Annotated in this window: 16 protein-coding genes; 5 read left to right on the top strand and 11 right to left on the bottom strand. The window is 35.8% G+C overall.

Annotation, left to right across the window (positions count from 1 at the left end; genetic code table 11):
* Window positions 1-24: 24 nt before the first annotated feature.
* The 8 genes from CLU97_RS22820 to CLU97_RS22785 form a co-directional block, all read right to left on the bottom strand.
* Window positions 25-228, bottom strand: coding sequence for a hypothetical protein (locus CLU97_RS22820; protein WP_121490154.1), 204 nt, complete (start codon window positions 226-228; stop codon window positions 25-27).
* Complete coding sequence (locus CLU97_RS22815; protein ID WP_121490153.1) at window positions 225-1,487, bottom strand: S8 family peptidase; 1,263 nt, start codon at window positions 1,485-1,487, stop codon at window positions 225-227. The genes CLU97_RS22820 and CLU97_RS22815 overlap by 4 nt, the downstream gene beginning before the upstream one ends.
* Window positions 1,488-1,498: 11 nt before the next feature.
* The gene (locus CLU97_RS22810; RefSeq protein WP_121490152.1) at window positions 1,499-2,077 is read right to left on the bottom strand and encodes a hypothetical protein; all 579 of its coding nucleotides are present in this window, start codon (window positions 2,075-2,077) and stop codon (window positions 1,499-1,501) included.
* Window positions 2,077-2,775, bottom strand: coding sequence for a hypothetical protein (locus tag CLU97_RS22805; protein WP_121490151.1), 699 nt, complete (start codon window positions 2,773-2,775; stop codon window positions 2,077-2,079). The genes CLU97_RS22810 and CLU97_RS22805 overlap by 1 nt, the downstream gene beginning before the upstream one ends.
* A gap of 16 nt (window positions 2,776-2,791) precedes the next feature.
* Window positions 2,792-3,679, bottom strand: coding sequence for a DUF2589 domain-containing protein (locus CLU97_RS22800; protein WP_121490150.1), 888 nt, complete (start codon window positions 3,677-3,679; stop codon window positions 2,792-2,794).
* A gap of 359 nt (window positions 3,680-4,038) precedes the next feature.
* Window positions 4,039-5,979 carry a M1 family metallopeptidase gene (locus CLU97_RS22795; protein ID WP_121490149.1) on the bottom strand — a complete coding sequence of 647 codons (1,941 nt, stop codon included), beginning with the start codon at window positions 5,977-5,979 and terminating at the stop codon, window positions 4,039-4,041.
* 81 nt (window positions 5,980-6,060) lie between these two features.
* Complete coding sequence (locus CLU97_RS22790; protein WP_121490148.1) at window positions 6,061-6,942, bottom strand: SDR family oxidoreductase; 882 nt, start codon at window positions 6,940-6,942, stop codon at window positions 6,061-6,063.
* Between the two features lie 177 nt (window positions 6,943-7,119).
* Window positions 7,120-7,530, bottom strand: coding sequence for a DUF1573 domain-containing protein (locus CLU97_RS22785; RefSeq protein ID WP_121490147.1), 411 nt, complete (start codon window positions 7,528-7,530; stop codon window positions 7,120-7,122).
* A 148-nt stretch (window positions 7,531-7,678) separates the two neighbouring features.
* Between CLU97_RS22785 and CLU97_RS22780 the strand changes: the two genes are divergently transcribed.
* The 3 genes from CLU97_RS22780 (at window position 7,679) to CLU97_RS22770 (ending at window position 12,002) form a co-directional block, all read left to right on the top strand.
* Window positions 7,679-8,932, top strand: coding sequence for a sensor histidine kinase (locus CLU97_RS22780; protein WP_121490146.1), 1,254 nt, complete (start codon window positions 7,679-7,681; stop codon window positions 8,930-8,932).
* A 12-nt stretch (window positions 8,933-8,944) separates the two neighbouring features.
* A complete protein-coding gene (locus CLU97_RS22775; RefSeq protein WP_121490145.1) occupies window positions 8,945-9,628 on the top strand; it encodes a response regulator transcription factor in 684 nt (227 codons plus the stop codon).
* A 76-nt stretch (window positions 9,629-9,704) separates the two neighbouring features.
* Window positions 9,705-12,002, top strand: coding sequence for a GH92 family glycosyl hydrolase (locus CLU97_RS22770; protein WP_121490144.1), 2,298 nt, complete (start codon window positions 9,705-9,707; stop codon window positions 12,000-12,002).
* A 92-nt stretch (window positions 12,003-12,094) separates the two neighbouring features.
* Here the strand turns inward: CLU97_RS22770 and CLU97_RS22765 are convergent, their stop codons facing one another.
* The 3 genes from CLU97_RS22765 to CLU97_RS22755 form a co-directional block, all read right to left on the bottom strand.
* On the bottom strand, window positions 12,095-13,312 hold the full coding sequence (locus CLU97_RS22765; protein WP_121486166.1) for an IS4 family transposase: 1,218 nt from the start codon (window positions 13,310-13,312) through the stop codon (window positions 12,095-12,097).
* 166 nt (window positions 13,313-13,478) lie between these two features.
* On the bottom strand, window positions 13,479-14,534 hold the full coding sequence (locus tag CLU97_RS22760) for a tetratricopeptide repeat protein (RefSeq protein WP_147436539.1): 1,056 nt from the start codon (window positions 14,532-14,534) through the stop codon (window positions 13,479-13,481).
* Between the two features lie 314 nt (window positions 14,535-14,848).
* Window positions 14,849-16,186: a dihydroorotase gene (locus CLU97_RS22755; RefSeq protein WP_121490142.1), complete on the bottom strand. Its 1,338-nt coding sequence runs from the start codon at window positions 16,184-16,186 to the stop codon at window positions 14,849-14,851.
* 100 nt (window positions 16,187-16,286) lie between these two features.
* Between CLU97_RS22755 and CLU97_RS22750 the strand changes: the two genes are divergently transcribed.
* Window positions 16,287-17,714, top strand: coding sequence for an oligosaccharide flippase family protein (locus CLU97_RS22750; RefSeq protein WP_121490141.1), 1,428 nt, complete (start codon window positions 16,287-16,289; stop codon window positions 17,712-17,714).
* Between the two features lie 150 nt (window positions 17,715-17,864).
* Window positions 17,865-18,881 carry a sugar phosphate nucleotidyltransferase gene (locus CLU97_RS22745; RefSeq protein ID WP_121490140.1) on the top strand — a complete coding sequence of 339 codons (1,017 nt, stop codon included), beginning with the start codon at window positions 17,865-17,867 and terminating at the stop codon, window positions 18,879-18,881.
* Window positions 18,882-18,910: the final 29 nt, after the last annotated feature.

Raw genomic sequence — 18,910 nt, 5'->3', positions numbered from 1 at the left:
GACAGAAAAGCTTTATTGATGTGATTATATTGTTAAATTATCTTTTTCTTCTTCTATAGATATAAAATACTCCGGAAATTCGGATTCCGAAATGGAAATGTTACTTTCAAGCTTTACAACGCCTATGGTTTTGTAATGGGAAGCCAGTTTTATGCCTTTACTTTTAAGAAATGCCTCCAGCTTTTTAATGTTTATATCTTTTTTTAAAACTCCGAGATAAGTGATCATATGTATACTTGTATTAAACCGTTTCCTATATCTCTGTATTTTATGCCTTCAATAGGCCTTGCTCTGTTTTCAATAAGTTCCCAGATCTCTTTTGCCGATTTATTGGGAAACTGTTCCATATACAAAGCTGCAAGTCCTGAAACATGTGGCGCTGCCATGCTTGTACCACTCATGCTGTAATATAAATTATTTTTGTTCTTTGCATTTTTAGGATAGGAGCTGATAATATCTACTCCGGGAGCACAGACATTGATATTTCCTCCGGTAGACGGATTGATTCCTGCGTTTGAGAATCTGGCAATTTTCATCTGGGCATCAATAGCCCCGATTGCCATAATAGATTTTGAATTGGCCGGCATGGAAACCGGCTGCGGAATCTGTGGTCTGCTGCTGTCGTTACCAGCTGCCGCTATAATTAGACAGTTATTCTCCAACGCTCTTTCTCCGATCGTTTCAAAGAGAACGGAAGGCTGATCATCCAGTTTTACAGGAGAAGCCAGTGAAAGAGACAGTATTCTGAATTTTTTCGTAATGGCCCAGTCTATGGCATCAATCACACTGCTGGTAGTACCTCTTCCGTTGTCTGCGAGTACTTTTGCTATTTTCAGATTGCAGTCCCGGGCTATTCCGTAACGTCTTCCGGTATCACTTCTGATATTTCCTGTAGCAATTCCGGCACAATGCGTACCATGTCCGTTGGGATCCCTGTTCCAGTCCTGACCGTCTATGAAAGATTTTCCTTCAATTTCCTCAGAAGAAAAATCGGGATGGGAAGTTTCAAGTCCCGTATCCAGAATGCAGACATCAATCCCTTTTCCTGTATAATTGGTATTTTCCAGACCAATAGCTTTTAATCCCCATTCCATTTCAATAAATGATTGTTGAGGTAAAGGTTTGGTGGTTATGTATTTTTCAAGTTCTGAGATTTTTTCTGCGAGTCCGGCCGACTGTTTTTTAAGTTCACTGATCAGCTGTAATTCGTCTGCAGGAAAAAATTCTCTTTCTTTTTCATAATAAATAATAGAATTTGATTCATTTTTCACAGCACTTTTCAACTGGTCTTCATCCATATTTTCTACCACAAGAACTCCCAGATTTTTGTAAAGTACCCCGTTGTCCTGATCAATGATTTCATAAGAACGGTTTTCTTTGGACAGCAATTCTGAAGAAGTAATATTCACTTCCAGTTCTTTCTCTATTTTTTTGAGCGAATTTTTCTGCTGATCCTGCAGCAGAACAATGTATCTTCCGGTTTCCATAATGATCTTTTTTAAATTAATTTCAGAAATACTTTTTCCAGCACAAGGAAAATATCTTCCGGAATAATGGATAGTCTTAGTTTTTTGTTAATTCCGGATATGGCTGCATTCTGCTCTACGAGAGCATTCCAAAAGTTTTCAATTTTAGGAACGGAATTCATTTCTTTCAGTTTATCATCATCCAAAATTCCGTTTTGGTATAATGAGACAATGACTCCTGAGATAAGTTCTTCCGCATCATCGAGCTTTTTATTTTCCTTAGCATAAATTTCCATCAGAATTCCATACATATTTTCTATCCCATTGAAAGAAAAACCTCCCAGCAGCTCCCGTCTTCCAGAGATTATTTTTTCCATTTTTATTGGATTAAAACCTCTTTTCACAGTAGCAATCATATTCATCACTTTTAAAACTTCAGATTCTTGGCTGGTGTTTCCTTTTGTATGGAAATATTCCAGAACTTCGTTGAGAAAAGCATCAAACCGGGCATCAAAATCAAATGATTTCGACAGATATAAAGCCTGAACTTCATTGAAATGTTCCAGAAGCTCTTTAATTTTCTGTACCGTAAAGTGAATAAGTTCCTGCATTACTCAAAAGTTATCTGTTCTATCTCGTTGCCGTCTTTATCTTTGTAAGACACAATCCTGATTCCTTCTTCCTCCATTTCTACATGAAGGTTGATGAATAATTTGTCTTTATCTTCCGCTGCGCTGGTATTGGGATCTATGTAAATATTATTCAGCTTGGCATTCACCAGTGTATATTTATTCAGTAAAACCTTTGAAAAAATGTCTTTCAGCTCATCGGTTTCTTCTTCGGTGGTTCCGTCCTGAGGTCTGAATATTCCTGAATTAAGAAGCTGAACTTTTGTTCTGAGATCCAGCTTAAGAACTTCATTGGCAGGAAGCTTCCCGAATTTCTGATCATTTTTTTCCAGTTTGCTGAATAAGGTTTTAAACTCTTCAGTCTGGATCTGTTTTATACTAATTTGAGGAATATTCATCCTTTTTTCTTTATTTACCAAAAGGATTCTCTCATTCAATTCTGTTACAAACTGATTCTGATCCAATTTAAAATTATATTTAGAGGCAGAATCTATATCTGTAATTTTGATCGGAATATCCATCTTTACGCTGGGCAGGGCATATCTCGGCACCTTAAAATATTTAAGGTATTCATGACGGGCGTATTCTTTGGCTATAAGAACCGCATTTTCGTCTGCTTTTTTACGAGCCTGAATTATCTCGTTGTTGAGATAATCCAGGTAATCTGATAGTTTTATCATCTTTCGTAAAATGTTTTTATTGTGAAAGAAGTCCAAGAACTTTTTCTAATCCGGCAGGCATTTCGTCGTTGGTTGCACGTACTTTTACCCCAAGAGAATATTCTTTTTCCACTTTAATTCCTGTGCTGGAAGTTCTTTTGTAAGACACATCCACTTTGAATTTCACAGGTCCCCATCCTCCGGATACTCCGGCATTGATTCCAAATTCGTCACTTACATCTTTGGTATATGTTGAGTTAAGCTTAACGTTAAAATCAACTTCACAGGTTTCAATTCTAAAGCTTGGAACGTTTAACAATGCAATGAAAGGAACGGAAAGTTCTACCGGATCCGGAATTGTTTTAGGATTACTGTTACTTACTGGCTGATCCGGGTCAAAATCCGGGTTCGGAATATTTTTAGTGTATTTAAATTCTGCCATTCTCAGTTTTTTCGCGCTATTCGGGTTGTTAGGATCCGTAAGCTCGAAACCTACTTCATTGATGAAATTAACGGTAGCGATAGAGGCATTAGACTGTGCTTTTACACAGGCATCCAAAGGTCCGCCAATAATGGTAGCGAAATCAATACTTCCCAATTCTGCTGCAAAATCTGCACTGGCAGCGTCTGAAGTTTTGAAAATCTCTTCATCAGCAGCCATTTTACCGGCAATCAGTTTCATGATTTCTGAAGAAGCTCCGGAAAATGATTTTTCCCATTTCGCATCATAATTCTTTTTGAAATCTTCTACAATGTTCTGTAGTTCTTTATTGGTCAATGTGCTTAATTCTGAAATTTCGATTCCTGATACTTTTTCATACACTGCCGGAGTAAGCACTTTTTCTACTCCTGACAAGAGGTCGATTAACTCATTTTTTGTTTTCTTGGCGTGGCTTGCTTCAAGCACTGATTTTAATGTTTCCATGTTGTTTTGTTTTTTGATTAATATGATAAGACAAAATTATATTGCCAACCGTCAAAACATTGAAGGGAAACAACTCTACTTACCCCGGAAAAACACCCTAAAATAAAAAGCCTGAACTTACGATGGTAAGCTCAGGCTTTTGTGATGTATATTGCAGATGTTTATTTTATATAAACGCAAAGATGATATGAATTCTTCTTATTTTAAAGTAAGCGAACGCAACAAGTTGCTGATGAAGCTATATGGCTATGCGTTCGCTTAGAAAGAATCAATTTCATTGCTTCCATCCTTTGCTCTCTTAAAAATATTACGGTATACAAATGAAAGCTTTGCGTTAAATTTAAATAGATCCAACATTTTTATGACGGTTTACGGCTATTGTTTTCCAGATTGATATCAGGAACAACAGAATTCGGATCCAGTTTCACCTCATCGATTTCCTTGTTAGAATCTACCTTGAAAGTCCATTCTGTATTTCTTTTCCAAACTTCTACAGGGATATTCACCGTTTGTGCCGTTCCATCTTTGAATTTCAGCTGAACGGTTGTAGGCATTGGCAGCTGGCCAATATTTTCAACGGTAATCTGAACTCCGTTTTTAAAGTTTCCGTTGACGTATTGCACGTTCTTAACAGCCTGATCAATTTTCCATTTGTTAAAGAACCATCCTCTCCAGAACCAATTCAGTTCTTCACCGGAAACATTTTCCATCGTGTGGAAGAAATCCCATGGTGTAGGATGTTTGAAAGCCCATCGGTCAATATATGTTCTGAAAGCTTTGTCGAATTTTTCAGGTCCAAGGATTGTTTCTCTTAAAACATCAAGTCCAGTTCCCGGCTTATAGTAAGCCAAAGCTCCAATACTTCTTTCTTTCATATTATCAGGTCCTACCATTACAGGCTCCAGACTGTCAGTCAAGAGATAAGGTCCTGATCTTGCCAGATTTGGTTTACGATAATATTCTCCTTTATTGAAAGCTTCCGTTGAAAGTCCGTTAATGAATGTGTTAAATCCTTCATCCATCCATGCAAATAGCCTTTCATTAGATCCTACAATCATTGGGAACCAGTTGTGTCCAAATTCGTGATCTGTAACACCCCACAGGTCTTCTCCTTTGGAATCCATATGACAGAATACAATCCCCGGATATTCCATTCCGCCTTCATTTCCTGCTACATTGGTTGCCGCCGGATACGTATATTCATACCACTTTTTAGAATAATGCTCTATAGCAGCTTTGGTATATTCTGTAGACCTTCCCCATGCTTTTTCACCTGCACTTTCTGCCGGATAAGCTGAAATAGCCAAGGATTTCTTTCCACTAGGAAGATTAATTTTTGCTGCATCCAAAATAAACCCGGCTGATGATGCCCACGCAAAATCTCTGGCCTGTGTAATTTTAAACTTCCATGTTTTTGTACCGGAAGCTTTATTTTTACCGATTTCAGATTCAGGACGGATCATTACTGTCTTATCGCTGTTTCTTGCCTCATTCCATCGGTTGATTTCCTCTTTACTGTACACTTCTTTTTCATTCAGAAGTTCTCCGGATGCCACTACATAATGATTGGAAGGAACGGTAATATTGGCTGTAATATTTCCATACTCTAAATAGAATTCAGAAGCTCCAAGGTAAGGAAGCGTATTCCAACCCAAAACATCATCATATACACACATTCTTGGATACCATTGTGCCATGGTAAATATCTTACCGTTTTTCGTATCCTGAATTCCCATTCTGTCTGAACCATATTCCGGAGAGATAAATGAGTATTCAATTTCTATTTTGGCAACGCCTCCATTGGCTTTCAGTTCTTTTGGAAGATCAATCTGCATTCTTGTATCGGTAATGGTATATTTTACCTCTTTTTTTCCGTCAAGCCTTACTGATTTAATTTTATATCCTCCATTAAATTCTTCACCATGCGCTCCATTTCTGCTTCCGGAAAGCGGAACTACCCCATTTCCTCTGGAATCTTTTGCAAAAAGGTTTTGATCCAGCTGCAGCCAAAGAAAGCCTAATTTATCCGGACTGTTGTTGGTATAAGTAATTTCTGCCGTTCCTGTAATCTCTTTTTTATCTTCATTCAGGCTGACATTCAAATGATAATCTGCCGAATTCTGCCAATAAGCATGCCCCGGCTGCCCGCTTGCAGAACGGGTTGCCGTACCTGTCTGCGGATAGAAAAACGGCTTAAATGCTTCTACATAATCATACTTTGGGGTTTCCTGAGCGTATACAGATCCTGAAAGCAGCAGCACAGCAACGGTGGAAACAAGGGTTGGAAATTTACAATTCATTTGAAATAATATTTACTACATAAGTAAAAAAAACTCCCGGATTTGTTACACGTCCGGGAGTTTTTTTAATATAAGTTTAATTTAATTTGACTTTTTTGCTTTAATCATTGCTTCTAAGGCATCCCACATTTCTTTAGGAATGGCTTCAAGCATGTTAAATTCTCCGGCTCCCTGAAGCCATTCTCCTCCATCAATTGTTACTACTTCACCATTCATATACGCGGAATAATCGGAAACCAGATAAGCAGCAAGGTTGGCAAGCTCCTGATGTTCTCCTACCCTTCTCAACGGAACTTTTTTCTTCATATCAAATTTTTCCTGAAGATCTCCCGGAAGAAGTCTGTCCCAAGCTCCCTTGGTTGGGAAAGGTCCCGGAGCAATAGCATTGAAACGGATTCCGTATTTTGCCCATTCTACCGCTAAAGATCTGGTCATTGCCAAAACTCCGGCTTTTGCACAGGCAGATGGTACTACATAGGCAGAACCTGTCCATGCGTATGTTGTTACAATATTTAATACTGTTCCTTGAGTTTTAGAATCTATCCAGTGTTTTCCTACTGAAAGGGTACAGTTTTTTGTTCCTTTTAAAACAATATCAAGAATAGAATCAAAAGCGGAATGAGTCAGTTTTTCTGTTGGAGAAATAAAGTTTCCGGCAGCATTATTCAGTAAGATATCAATCTTTCCAAATTCTTTCAATGTAGATTCTTTCATTGCTTCCACCTCATCCCAACTTCTAACATCACAAGCTACACAAAGTACCTTACCTCCTGTTTCATCTTCCAGCTCCTTAGCCGTTGCCTGTAGTTTCTCCAGATTTCTGGAAGTAATCACTACTTTGGCGCCCAGTTCAAGAAAGTATTTCGTCATCGCTTTTCCAAGACCGCTTCCGCCTCCTGTTACAATTGCTACTTTATCTTTTAGTGCACCTTCGCGCAGCATAGGTTGTGTATATAGACTCATAAATTATTTTTTCTTAAAAATAATAAATATTGAAATGCAATCCCTTAAAATAGATTGATAAATAATGCTACAAATAATTATTCCTACTATTATCTGTCATTCAATTATATTCTTAAAAAGAAAAACAGCCTGATAATTACTTACCAGGCTATTTTTATCTTTTTAAAAAGTAATATATTAAGAAGCTACTACTCCTTTGAATGAAAGTGTTTTAGGAGTTTTGCTGTCACTTGTAGTAACGTTTACCGTTTTCATGAAAGGACCTACTGCTGCTGCATTATAGCTGGCTTCTACAAATCCTTTTTTCCCCGGCTGGATAGGCGTTTTTGTATAATCTGCTGTAGTACATCCACAAGAAGGTGCTACATTCTGAATAATGATTGGTTTTGAACTTGTATTGGTGAATTCAAATCTGATCAGTTTCGGTTTTCCCTGAGGAATGTTTCCTACATCAATAGATTCTGTTTTCCATTTAATAGCATCAGCAACCATTTTTACAATGGATGGAGCGTCTGCAGTAATTACATTAGCATAAAAAGGAGAGAATGCCAATACGGCCAAAAGAGCTGTAATTTTTAGTTTTTTCATGAGTATAAATTTTAATATTATTATATTTCGATATAACAAATGTAAAACAGACAGTGATTACAACTTGTTAACCGCTGTCAAACATTTGTTAACGAGTTGTTAATAATAAAAGATAAATAGATATTTTTGGATAATATTGTTTCAGGAAATGAAAATAAAAAGACTCAATATTATAATAACCCTGGGATTTGTTGCTATTATCGGAATTTTAATAGCCCAACTGATGTGGACCCGCCAGGCTTATAATCTTGAAGATAAAAAATTTAATCAGAAGGTCAATATTGCCTTAATGGAAGTTGCCGAAAAACTTTCCGGAGGAAAAACATCGTATACCGAAAACCCGGTACAGAATATTGCCAACGACTATTATGTAGTTAATATCAATAATGAATTTCATCCCGTAGTTCTGGAATATTATCTGAAAACAGAATTCACCCGATTTCAGATCAATACAGATTATGTGTATGCGCTATACAACTGCCACAGTGATAAAATGGTGTATGGAAAATATATGACTTCCCACCAGGAAAGTCCCGGTAATAAAGTGATCAATTTTCCGAAACATAAAAATCTGATCTATTACTTTTCCATCCGTTTTCCTGATAAAACCACTTATCTGATCAGTTCATTAAGATTCTGGTATCTTTTGACATTTGCTCTTATCATCATCCTTTTGGTATATGTATATTCAATTTATACCATCATTCAGCAGAAGAAATTTTCGGAGCTGCAAAGGGATTTTATCAACAATATGACCCACGAGTTTAAAACGCCTTTATCATCAATACTTCTGGCTTCTGAAGCTCTCAACAAACAAGAAATGGTACAGGAAAACTCCAAACTCCAAACCTATACTTCCATCATCATCAACCAAAGCCATAAGCTCAATAATCATATTGAGAAAATTCTGAATATTGCTAAGAATGATGCTGCCGGATTGTCATTAAAACCTCAAAAGATTTTGCTTCTTCCTTTTATTCAGGAGATCGCAGACAGTATACAGCAAAAGAGTAAAGACCTCAGCATCGAAATTGATATTGAAAACAGCACTTCAGTGATGGCTGATGAATTTCACTTTACCAACATCATTTACAACCTTTTGGATAACTCTATCAAGTATTGTGAAACAAAACCTGTGATTAAAATTTCTGCTCATAAAGATTCAAAAGGCTTATATTTAAAGTTTAAAGACAACGGAATGGGAATTCCCGCTAAAAATATTCCTCATATTTTTGAAAAATTTTACCGGGTACATACCAAAAGAAGTGAAGAGGTGAATGGTTTCGGACTGGGATTATTTTATGTAAAAAAAGTAGTTCAGCAGCATCACTGGAAAATTTCTGTGGAGAATAATGAAGACAAAGGAATTACGACCACACTCTTCTTTCCGTTTTCAAACTAATCATGTGTAAGTATGGAGAAATCTAAAATTTTATATGCCGAAGATGACAAAACAATAGCTTTTCTGGTGGAAGACAGTCTGGAAAGTTATTATGATATCAGCTGTTATTCTGATGGTGAATCTGCATTGGAAGCATTTAACACTCATGATTTTGATATCTGTCTGTTGGATATTATGATGCCCGGCATGAATGGATTTGAGGTGGCCGAACGGATTCGCAGTAAAAATTCTGAAATTCCGATTATTTTCATCTCTGCAAAGGCTTTAAAAGAAGACCGGATCAAAGGCCTTAAAATAGGTGCTGATGATTATCTGGTAAAGCCATTCAGTATTGAAGAATTGATGCTGAAAATTGAAGTTTTTCTGAAACGTACGAAGAAAACAGATACATCTCCGCTCAAATATAAAGTGGGGAAATATGATTTTTATCCTAAAAACTACACCCTTCAAGGAATAGAAAACAATATTACTCTTACCCAAAGAGAATCTGACCTTCTTTTATTTTTTATTCGTCACAAGAACCTGGTGGTTAAAAGACAGGATATTCTAAAAGCGATCTGGGGTGATGATGACTATTTTATGGGACGAAGCCTTGATGTATTCATTTCAAGATTGCGAAAGGTACTGGCCGAAGAACAGAATGTTTTAATAGAAAACCTTCACGGAATAGGTTTCCGCTTTTCCGAAAAAGAATAAATAGTATTCAAACTTATCTAAACACAACAGCAAATGATGATTTTAATTAATTTTAAACTTTGAAAATTTCCTATTAATGAAAAATCACAGACCTACTGTTTTTCTATTTCTTTTATTGGTAACTACACAATTTAAGGCTCAAAAATTTGAAAAATTAATCCAATATGTCAACCCTCTGATCGGAACGGAAAAGATGGGACATACTTATCCAGGAGCAACGGTTCCTTTTGGCGCTGTGCAGCTAAGCCCTGAAACAGACTCCATTTCTTATGAACTTAATGGAAAATACAATGGTGAGGTTTATAAATACTGCGCCGGCTACCGCTATGAAGACAAAACAATTGTAGGCTTCAGTTCTACCCATTTCAGTGGAACAGGACATTCTGATCTTGGTGATTTTCTGGTGATGCCTACCGTAGGAAAACTTCAGTTGAATCCCGGAACAGCTTCACATCCTGAAAGTGGTTACAGAAGCAGATTTTCACATCAAAATGAAACGGCAGAAGCCGGATATTATAAAGTAAAACTGGATGATCACAATATTATGGCTGAGCTGACAGCAACACCAAGGGTAGGAATTCACCGCTATACTTTTCCAAAGTCTGACCAGGCTCATATTATTCTGGATTTGATGGCTGGCATTTACAATTATGATGGAAAAAATATATGGACCTATGTACGGGTAGAAAACGGAAATACTATTACAGGCTATCGTCAGACCAACGGCTGGGCAAGAACTAGAACAGTTTACTTTGCGATGAAGTTTTCGAAACCTTTTAAATCTTATGGTCAGAAAAACTATGATGAGAAGCAGGTTTACAAAGGATTTTGGAGAAAATTTGACCAAAATCAGAATTTCCCAGAAATCGCAGGTAAGAATCTGAAAATGTATTTTGATTTTGATACCAATGAAAATGAATCCATCGAAGTTAAACTGGCTATTTCTCCTGTAAGCCAGACCAATGCTCTGGAAAACCTGGAAAAAGAAGCCGGAAATATAAATTTTGATCAGGCAAAAACTCAGGCTCAAAACAATTGGAATAAGGAATTAAATAAAATTGTCATCAAAGGTTCCGATACAGAAAAAACCAACTTCTATACAGCAATGTATCATACCTTCATTAATCCTACCACTTATATGGATGTGAACGGAGAATATAAAGGCTTGGATCAAAATGTTCATAAGGCTGATGGATTCACCAATTATACTACCTTTTCTCTATGGGATACCTACCGTACTCTTCATCCTTTCTTTAATATCATCCAGCCTAAACGAAATGGTGACATGGTAAAATCTATGATGGCTCATTATAATCAGTTTTCTATGAAAATGCTTCCTATCTGGTCACATTACGCCAATGATAACTGGTGTATGAGCGGCTATCACAGTGTAAGTGTAGTGGCTGATGCTATCATTAAAGGAAATTATGATGGAGATCCTGAAGAAGCCTTAAAAGCCTGTATAGAAACTGCTAACAAAAGAAATTATGAAGGTATCGGACAATATATTGACCTGGGATACATTCCGGCTGAGAAAAACGGAACTTCAGTTTCCAATACGCTGGAATATGCCTATGACGACTGGGCTATTGCTCAACTGGCAAAACATTTAAACAAAACAGAAATCTACAATCAGTTTATCAAACGATCTGAAAACTGGAAAAATAACTTTGATAAAACCATCGGGTTTATGCGTCCGCGTCTGGCAGATGGAAGCTTTAAAAAAGATTTTGATGTGCTCAGTACTCATGGGCAAGGTTTTATTGAAGGAAACTCATGGAACTACAGCTTCTTTGTGCCACAAAATCCTGATGAGCTGATTACTTTGATGGGCGGAAAGAAGAAATTCGCTTCAAAACTTGATGAGCTGTTCACTATGCATTTACCAGATGAATTCTTTGCAGATACCGAAGATATTACACGTGAAGGAATTATTGGTGGTTATGTTCACGGAAACGAACCTGCTCACCATGTTGCTTATTTCTATAATTGGGCAGGACAGCCATGGAAAGCACAGGCACAGATCCGCCGTATTTTAGAAATGCAATATAAAGCTACTCCTGATGGACTGGGAGGAAATGATGATGCCGGACAAATGAGTGCCTGGTATATTTTAAGTTCATTAGGGTTTTACCCCGTGGCACCGGGATCGGAAGATTATTCGATCGGAAGCCCTGCGGTTGATAACGCTGTATTAAATCTGGAAAACGGAAAAACTTTTGAAATTGAAGCCATTAATCAAAGTCCGAAAAATGTGTATGTTCAGAAAGTTCTTCTGAATGGAAAAGAGATTAAGAATTTTATTTTAAAGCATTCTGAGATTATGAATGGCGGAAAGCTTACTTTTTATATGGGAAATAAAGCTAAGAAATAAAAAGTGACTAAATCCAATGAAAGGTTTAAAATAAAGAAAGCGGGCTTTGGCCTAGTCATGGTCGGAAGAAATTTCCGACCATTTTTTATGTTTTAAGTTTTGAAGACTTTTGCAGGATCCCCCCCCGCAAATATTATTAAAATTGCGGTAATCATATCCCGAAGTTCCATAGCGATGCGTCTTTTAGCTGTTTTATATCCTAAATTGTTTACTTTTTTGTAAATCAAGAGCAGCATAGAAGCAATCATTGTCATGTAGAGCATTACTTCAATTCCGTTTTTATTGAGCGAAACAAGATGGCTTAAATTCAACTCTTGTTTCATAAATCTGAAGAATACCTCAATATCCCACCTTTTACGGTAATAATCCGATATTTCTTTGGCAGAAAGTTCAAATTCGTTGGTTATGAACCAAAGTTCTTTAGCTGTTTTTTCATTTTTGATAACGATCAACCGAAAATATGTTTCTACTTTTTCTTCACGATGATGAATATTTCCCCGTTTGTTTTGGATGGGTTTTCCGGTGTAAAGCTTCACTTTGCTGTCTTTAATAACTCCCCAATCATCCCATTTTATTGGGGTTTCTGTTTTAATAAAAGATTCAATCTCTTCATATTTCCTGTTTTCTTTGGAACGGATAATAAATTTCAGAAGCTTTTCTTCAAAATCTTTCATCGTCCTTGTAGACTGGATCCCTCTGTCTATGATATAAATATTATCATGATGATCTTCTTTTTTCACCTGGTTCAGAACAGCCTGGGCAAGAGCATTATCTTCTGTTGAGTATTTTTGCCCCGTAAAAACATCTACCGCTGATGGCAAAATTCCGTCAAATGAAAAACTGAATTTCACTAATTTTTTTCCACTTTTCTGATCAATTCCTTCTTTAAGCTTGTTACATGTATCAGCTACAATGGTACTGTCAACTCTGATTAAGTTGTATTTTTCGATTTCTGTCTTGGAATAAAGTTCCGAAAATCTTTCGTACATCTGTTCGTAGATTTCTAGGAAATAATTGGAATCAATTTTTGAAAGCCTCTCAGAAATTGAACTCCTTCGAATCTTTTCCTCTTCCCCTAAACCAAATAAGGCTTTGAATCCACTGCTATTAAAAGTATCTTCGAGTGTTCTTTGACTTAATTTTTCATTATCAAATATGCAATACAAAAGCAGGTAGAATATTTTTCTTCCATGCAAAACTTTACTATAATAATCCACTTTTGTACTTGCGGAAAGGTGACTTAAAAGTGCTTCGGGAATAAATTCTAAAACATCTTTAAGTGATATTTTGTGATCTTTAAAAACTGACATAAACAATTGATTATCAGCAATAAAGATACAAAAAATGAAACAATAAAACAAATTAAATAGTTGATAATCAATTAATTACAATAATAATATTGAATATCTAAAAACAAAAAGTCGGAAGAAAAAATCTTCCGACCATGACTAGGCTTTGGCCCGCTCTTATTGATTATTATTTTCCTGAACATTTTTCATTGTATAATTTAATTCCTTCTGTTTGCTCCAGATCTTTTAATTTTTTCAGGGCTGTACATGCAACATCTGTTTTGTTTTGCGCTATTGAAATTGAGGCTACATTATACAATGCTTCCGTATTTGTATTATCATCTTCATGAGCTTTATTGAAAAAGTATATTGCATTATCAAACTTTTGTCTGTTAGTTGCCTCTATTCCCCTATTAAAATTTTCTATAGAAGCTCTCTTATCTTTTATATTCACTACAATTCCTTTACTTTCATGATAAGGAGTCAAGTTATAAAAAGCTAGGCTACCAGATCCATCTTCCATTTCACTTTTTACACGATAAGGGATAATAATTTTGTAAAAGTTCTCATAACCTGTTATATCCCATAATTTATAATCCTTTTGTAGAGTTGCCTTGAATAAATCGATACTTCTCTGGTTATCTTTATTCTGTTTCTTATTATCTGTTTTTACTTCAATTTCTTTCATTTTGGGGAAAATTCTGATTTCTCCGTCCACAACAAAATTGTGTGCATACTTTTTCTGAGAGTACATTTCCATCATTTCAGTAATTATTCCTTTGGTCAATGTTGGAGTAATGTTTCTGGAAGTAATTATAATGGAATCACCTGTTGACTCATTTGTAAATTTTTTCAAAAGAATAGATGTTTTAACAAACTTCATCTTTCTTATTTTGTCAGGAAAACTTACTCCATCGACTTTCTGTATTACGATTAACGAATCTGATGTTAGTGTTTGAATTTCATAAGCAGACTTATCTGATAGTTTCATCAAGTTCTTTTCAAATTTAAAATCCTTACATTTTGTTCTTTCTATAGCCCACGGATCAATACATTCGCATATGTTATCTCCTTTAATCTTCCATACTAAAAATCGATATGACTCTGATGACAAATCTCGGCTTCCATCTAACATAACAGATTTCACTTTTGTCCATGATGAATTTGAAAGTAGTTGTGTGTTTATTTGTGAGCTAAACTCTAAAGAAACTGAGAGAAATAAGATTAAAAAGAACTTATACATTGATTATTATTTTCGCACAAAACTAGTTAAATAATAGTTTATTAAAAACAATACCATCTATGAATAAAGGAAAGCTTACACTTTACATAGAGGGTTCAACGAAAAGACAAAATATTTTCGCTGATTAAATGAATTTGATTAAAAATTGGAACTGAAAATCTGAATAATCTCATAAGCATTCAATTGTTAAAAATAAGTTTTAGCTAAAGTCAATGGAAGATCTAAAATAAAGAGAGCGGGCTTTAGCCCGCTCCTATTGAATTATCACAATAATCTCAAGCTAATTCAAGATCATATGCTGCGATTTTGTCTTATTAATCTCTTGGTTCAAAAAGCAATCTCTCACCAAATTTCTCTTCTGCAATTTTCCCATTGTCATACACAAGGTGTCCATTAACAAAAGTATGAGTAACTTTGGAATGGAAATTCATTCCTTCCAATGGGCTCCATCCACATTTGTATAGTAAATTGTCTTTAGAAACCGTCCAGTCTTCATTAAGATCCACTAAAACCAAATCTGCTTTATATCCTTCTCTCACATATCCTCTTTTTTCAACTTTGAAAAGAATTGCCGGATTATGGCACATCTTTTCAACGATTTTTTCAAGGGATATTTTACCGTTTTTATAGTTTTCAAGCATTACTACCAAAGAATGTTGTACCAAAGGTGCTCCTGAAGGGCATTTTGTATACACATTATTCTTTTCCTCTGCGGTATGTGGCGCATGGTCTGTAGCAATCACATCAATTCTGTCATCCAGCAGTGCTTCCCAAAGAGCATCTTTATCTTTTTGAGTTTTTACAGCAGGGTTCCATTTAATAAGATTTCCTCTCGTTTCATAATCTTCATTGGTAAAAGTAAGGTGGTGAACACATACCTCAGCAGTGATCATTTTATTTTGTAAAGGAATGTCATTTCTGAAAAGTTCCATTTCTTTTGCGGTGGAAAGATGGAAAACATGAAGTCTTGCTCCTGTTTTTTTCGCAAGTTCAATCGCTTTAGACGAAGATTTATAACACGCTTCTTCGCTTCTGATCAAATGATGGAATTTTACAGGAATGTCATCCCCATATTCATCCCTATATTTTTGAGTATTGGCTTTGATGGTCGCTTCATCTTCACAGTGAACCGCAATAAGCATTTTGGTATTACTGAAAATATTTTCAAGTGTTTCCGGATTGTCCACCAGCATATTTCCTGTAGATGAACCTAAGAATAATTTGATTCCCGGAACATTTCTCGGATTTGTTTTTAAAACCTCCTCCAGATTATCATTGGTTCCTCCCATCATAAAACCATAGTTGGCATAAGCTTTTTGAGATGCTATCTCATATTTGTCTGCCAGCAGTTCTTGGGTAACAGCATTGGGAACCGTATTAGGCTGATCTATAAAACTGGTAATTCCCCCAGCGATAGCAGCTTTTGATTCACTTTCAATATCTCCTTTATGAGTAAGTCCCGGGTCACGGAAGTGTACCTGATCATCAATCACTCCCGGTAGAAGATACTTTCCAGAACCGTCAATAACCCGATCTGCATCTTCAGAAATACCTACAGCTATTTTAGAGATTAAATCATTTTCTATAAGAATATCACTCTCAACAACTTTTCCTTCGTTGACAATATTTACATTTTTTATAAGAACTTTCATTTCAATTTATTTCCCCACAAAATTAAGATTTTAAGTTTTAATTCACTCCAAAATCACCAAACGAATACTTAAAGTTTTACATTTGTAAAAAATTTCGACTTTGTACAAAAAACTATTAGGGCAGACAATCATCTATGGAGCGGGAGCTATAGCACCCAGAATTATTTTATTCATCCTGAATCCACTTTTGATCTATAAGATCCCCAATGAAGGTTTTGCAATTTTCACACAGCTTTATGCGTGGATTTCATTTGTGAATATCATTCTTTCTTTTGGTTTTGAAACGGCATATTTCCGTTTTTCAGCAGAAGATGGAAATGAGAAAAGAACCTTCAATACATCATTCTGGTTCCTGTTTTCTACATCCACGGTTTTTCTTGCCTTGTGTTATTTGCTCAATCAGCCTATTGCAGATTATTTAGGATATCATGATAATCCGGAATATATCAGGTGGTTTGCTTTAATTGCCTTTTTTGATAATTTACTGGTCATCCCTTTTGCGTGGCTGCGTTTCCATAATAAACCTATCAAATATTCTGCAGTAAGAGTGGTTCAGGCTATATTTCAAGCCGTTTTTACAGCAGCTTTATTCTTCTGGATTCCGGAAAGTATCTCAAGAAGTATTGGTTTGGATCAGAATGTAGATTATCCGTTCTTCAGTAATCTGGCAGGAAGTGCTCTAGGAGTTTTATTATTACTTCCTATTATATTAAAAGTAAGATTTCAGTTCGTAACATCACTGTTTTCACGTATGATCAAATATTCTTTCCCTCTTATGCTGGCGGGTCTTGCTTTTATGGTGAATGAAAATTTTGATAAATCAATTCAGAGAAATTATATTTCGGATGAGCAGGCAGGAGCTTATGGTGGCTGCTATAAACTGGCTGTACTGATGACTTTATTTGTAACGGCTTACAGAATGGGTATTGAACCTTTCTTCTTTAAACAGATGGATAAAGGAGATGCCAAGAAAACCTACGCCAAAGTTGCAGAATACTTTGCTTTCTTCGCTTGCGCTGTGGCTTTAGGAATCATAGCCAATATTTCATGGCTGAAAGCCGTCTTTATTCCGAACAAATCTTATTGGATTGCTATAGACATCATCCCGATCATTGTTATTGCCAATCTTTGTTTCGGAATTTATTATAACTTTTCTACCTGGTACAAAGTAACAGACAGAACAGGTGTGGGAACTATCATTTCATGGCTTGGAGCAGGGATCAATATTGGCCTTAACCTTTTGGCGTTAAGCTATTACAAAAGTATGATTGGTTCTGCTTGGGCTACATTCGGAGCTTATATTATCATGATGATTGTTTCTTATCTGCTAGGACAAAAGTATTATCCAATTCCTTACAGAATGAAGAAAATGTCTTTCTTCCTGATCCTTCTGGGAGTCTTCAGCTTCATTATAGTAAAATATCTAGACTATAATATTATAACAAGTAATTTACTATTTTTGGCCTTTACCGGAATTTTGATTTATTCTGAAAAAGATTTGATTGTATCGAGAATCAGAAAGAGCTAAACTTTGGTCTTTATTTTGATAATAAACAAGCCTGTTATCAATGTAAACAAATATTTAAAAAGATATAAATCATAAACCAACAAAGGTTTTAATTATTATCTTTAACCTTAATATAAAAAACAACTAATAAAAACATCTTTTATATAATTTATGAAAATTATTGTTCCTATGGCTGGACGTGGTTCCAGATTACGTCCTCATACATTAACAGTTCCAAAACCTCTTATTCCTATTGCAGGAAAACCTATCGTACAGAGATTGGTGGAAGATATTGCTAAAGTTGCAGGAGAAAACATTGAAGAAGTAGCTTTTATCATTGGAGATTTTGGTCCTGAGATTGAAAAATCTCTTATTCAGATTGCTGAAAAGCTGGGAGCAAAAGGAAGTATATATTACCAGAATGATCCTCTTGGGACCGCCCATGCCATCAAATGTGCTGAGCAGTCTATGCAGGGAGATGTTGTGATTGCATTTGCAGATACTCTTTTCCGTGCAGATTTCCAACTGGATAAAAATTCAGATGGCGTAATCTGGGTGAAAAGTGTAGAAGATCCGTCTGCTTTCGGAGTGGTAAAATTAGATAACTATGGTTTCATCACAGATTTTGTGGAAAAGCCTAAAACTTTTGTTTCAGATCTTGCCATCATTGGGATTTATTACTTCAACAGTGCTGAAAAGCTGATGGAAGAGATCAACTATATCATGGATAATGATATTAAAAACGGTGGCGAATACCAGTTGACAACTGCCCTTGAAAACCTTAGGTCTAAAGGAGCAAAATTCACCCTTGGAAAAGTAAATGACTGGATGGACTGTGGTAACAAAAATGCTACCGTAGAAACCAACAGCAAAATCCTTGAATATGAAAGAGAGGAAATGAAAAACTTCCCTGCTTCAGCAGTAATTGAAAACTCTTTAATCATTCAGCCTTGCTTTATTGGTGAAAATGTGAAAATTTCCAATTCAAAAGTAGGGCCTGGGGTTTCGTTAGGGAACAATACCACTGTAGTGAATTCCAATATTGAAAATTCTCTGATTCAGGAGAACACAAAAATCAATCATGGAAACCTTTCCAACTCTATGATCGGAAACTCTGCACAATATTTTGGAGTTGCCAGAGAAATTTCTTTAGGAGACTACTCTGTTTTGGATTTTCTTTCTAAATAAGAATAGAAATTATTTAACTTAAACAAGAT

Source organism: Chryseobacterium sp. 7, assembly GCF_003663845.1.
In the GTDB taxonomy this organism is placed as follows: Bacteria; Bacteroidota; Bacteroidia; order Flavobacteriales; family Weeksellaceae; genus Chryseobacterium.
The sequence above is the reverse complement of the archived record's forward strand: the minus strand, read 5'-3'. Positions and strand labels throughout refer to the sequence as shown.

What these genes read in the sequence shown, in the direction of transcription:
- CLU97_RS22820 (WP_121490154.1), bottom strand. Translation starts at nt 228, where the DNA reads ATGATCACTTATCTCGGAGTTTTAAAAAAAGATATAAACATTAAAAAG.
- CLU97_RS22815 (WP_121490153.1), bottom strand. Translation starts at nt 1,487, where the DNA reads ATGGAAACCGGAAGATACATTGTTCTGCTGCAGGATCAGCAGAAAAAT.
- CLU97_RS22810 (WP_121490152.1), bottom strand. Translation starts at nt 2,077, where the DNA reads ATGCAGGAACTTATTCACTTTACGGTACAGAAAATTAAAGAGCTTCTG.
- CLU97_RS22805 (WP_121490151.1), bottom strand. Translation starts at nt 2,775, where the DNA reads ATGATAAAACTATCAGATTACCTGGATTATCTCAACAACGAGATAATT.
- CLU97_RS22800 (WP_121490150.1), bottom strand. Translation starts at nt 3,679, where the DNA reads ATGGAAACATTAAAATCAGTGCTTGAAGCAAGCCACGCCAAGAAAACA.
- CLU97_RS22795 (WP_121490149.1), bottom strand. Translation starts at nt 5,979, where the DNA reads ATGAATTGTAAATTTCCAACCCTTGTTTCCACCGTTGCTGTGCTGCTG.
- CLU97_RS22790 (WP_121490148.1), bottom strand. Translation starts at nt 6,942, where the DNA reads ATGAGTCTATATACACAACCTATGCTGCGCGAAGGTGCACTAAAAGAT.
- CLU97_RS22785 (WP_121490147.1), bottom strand. Translation starts at nt 7,530, where the DNA reads ATGAAAAAACTAAAAATTACAGCTCTTTTGGCCGTATTGGCATTCTCT.
- CLU97_RS22780 (WP_121490146.1), top strand. Translation starts at nt 7,679, where the DNA reads ATGAAAATAAAAAGACTCAATATTATAATAACCCTGGGATTTGTTGCT.
- CLU97_RS22775 (WP_121490145.1), top strand. Translation starts at nt 8,945, where the DNA reads ATGGAGAAATCTAAAATTTTATATGCCGAAGATGACAAAACAATAGCT.
- CLU97_RS22770 (WP_121490144.1), top strand. Translation starts at nt 9,705, where the DNA reads ATGAAAAATCACAGACCTACTGTTTTTCTATTTCTTTTATTGGTAACT.
- CLU97_RS22765 (WP_121486166.1), bottom strand. Translation starts at nt 13,312, where the DNA reads ATGTCAGTTTTTAAAGATCACAAAATATCACTTAAAGATGTTTTAGAA.
- CLU97_RS22760 (WP_147436539.1), bottom strand. Translation starts at nt 14,534, where the DNA reads ATGTATAAGTTCTTTTTAATCTTATTTCTCTCAGTTTCTTTAGAGTTT.
- CLU97_RS22755 (WP_121490142.1), bottom strand. Translation starts at nt 16,186, where the DNA reads ATGAAAGTTCTTATAAAAAATGTAAATATTGTCAACGAAGGAAAAGTT.
- CLU97_RS22745 (WP_121490140.1), top strand. Translation starts at nt 17,865, where the DNA reads ATGAAAATTATTGTTCCTATGGCTGGACGTGGTTCCAGATTACGTCCT.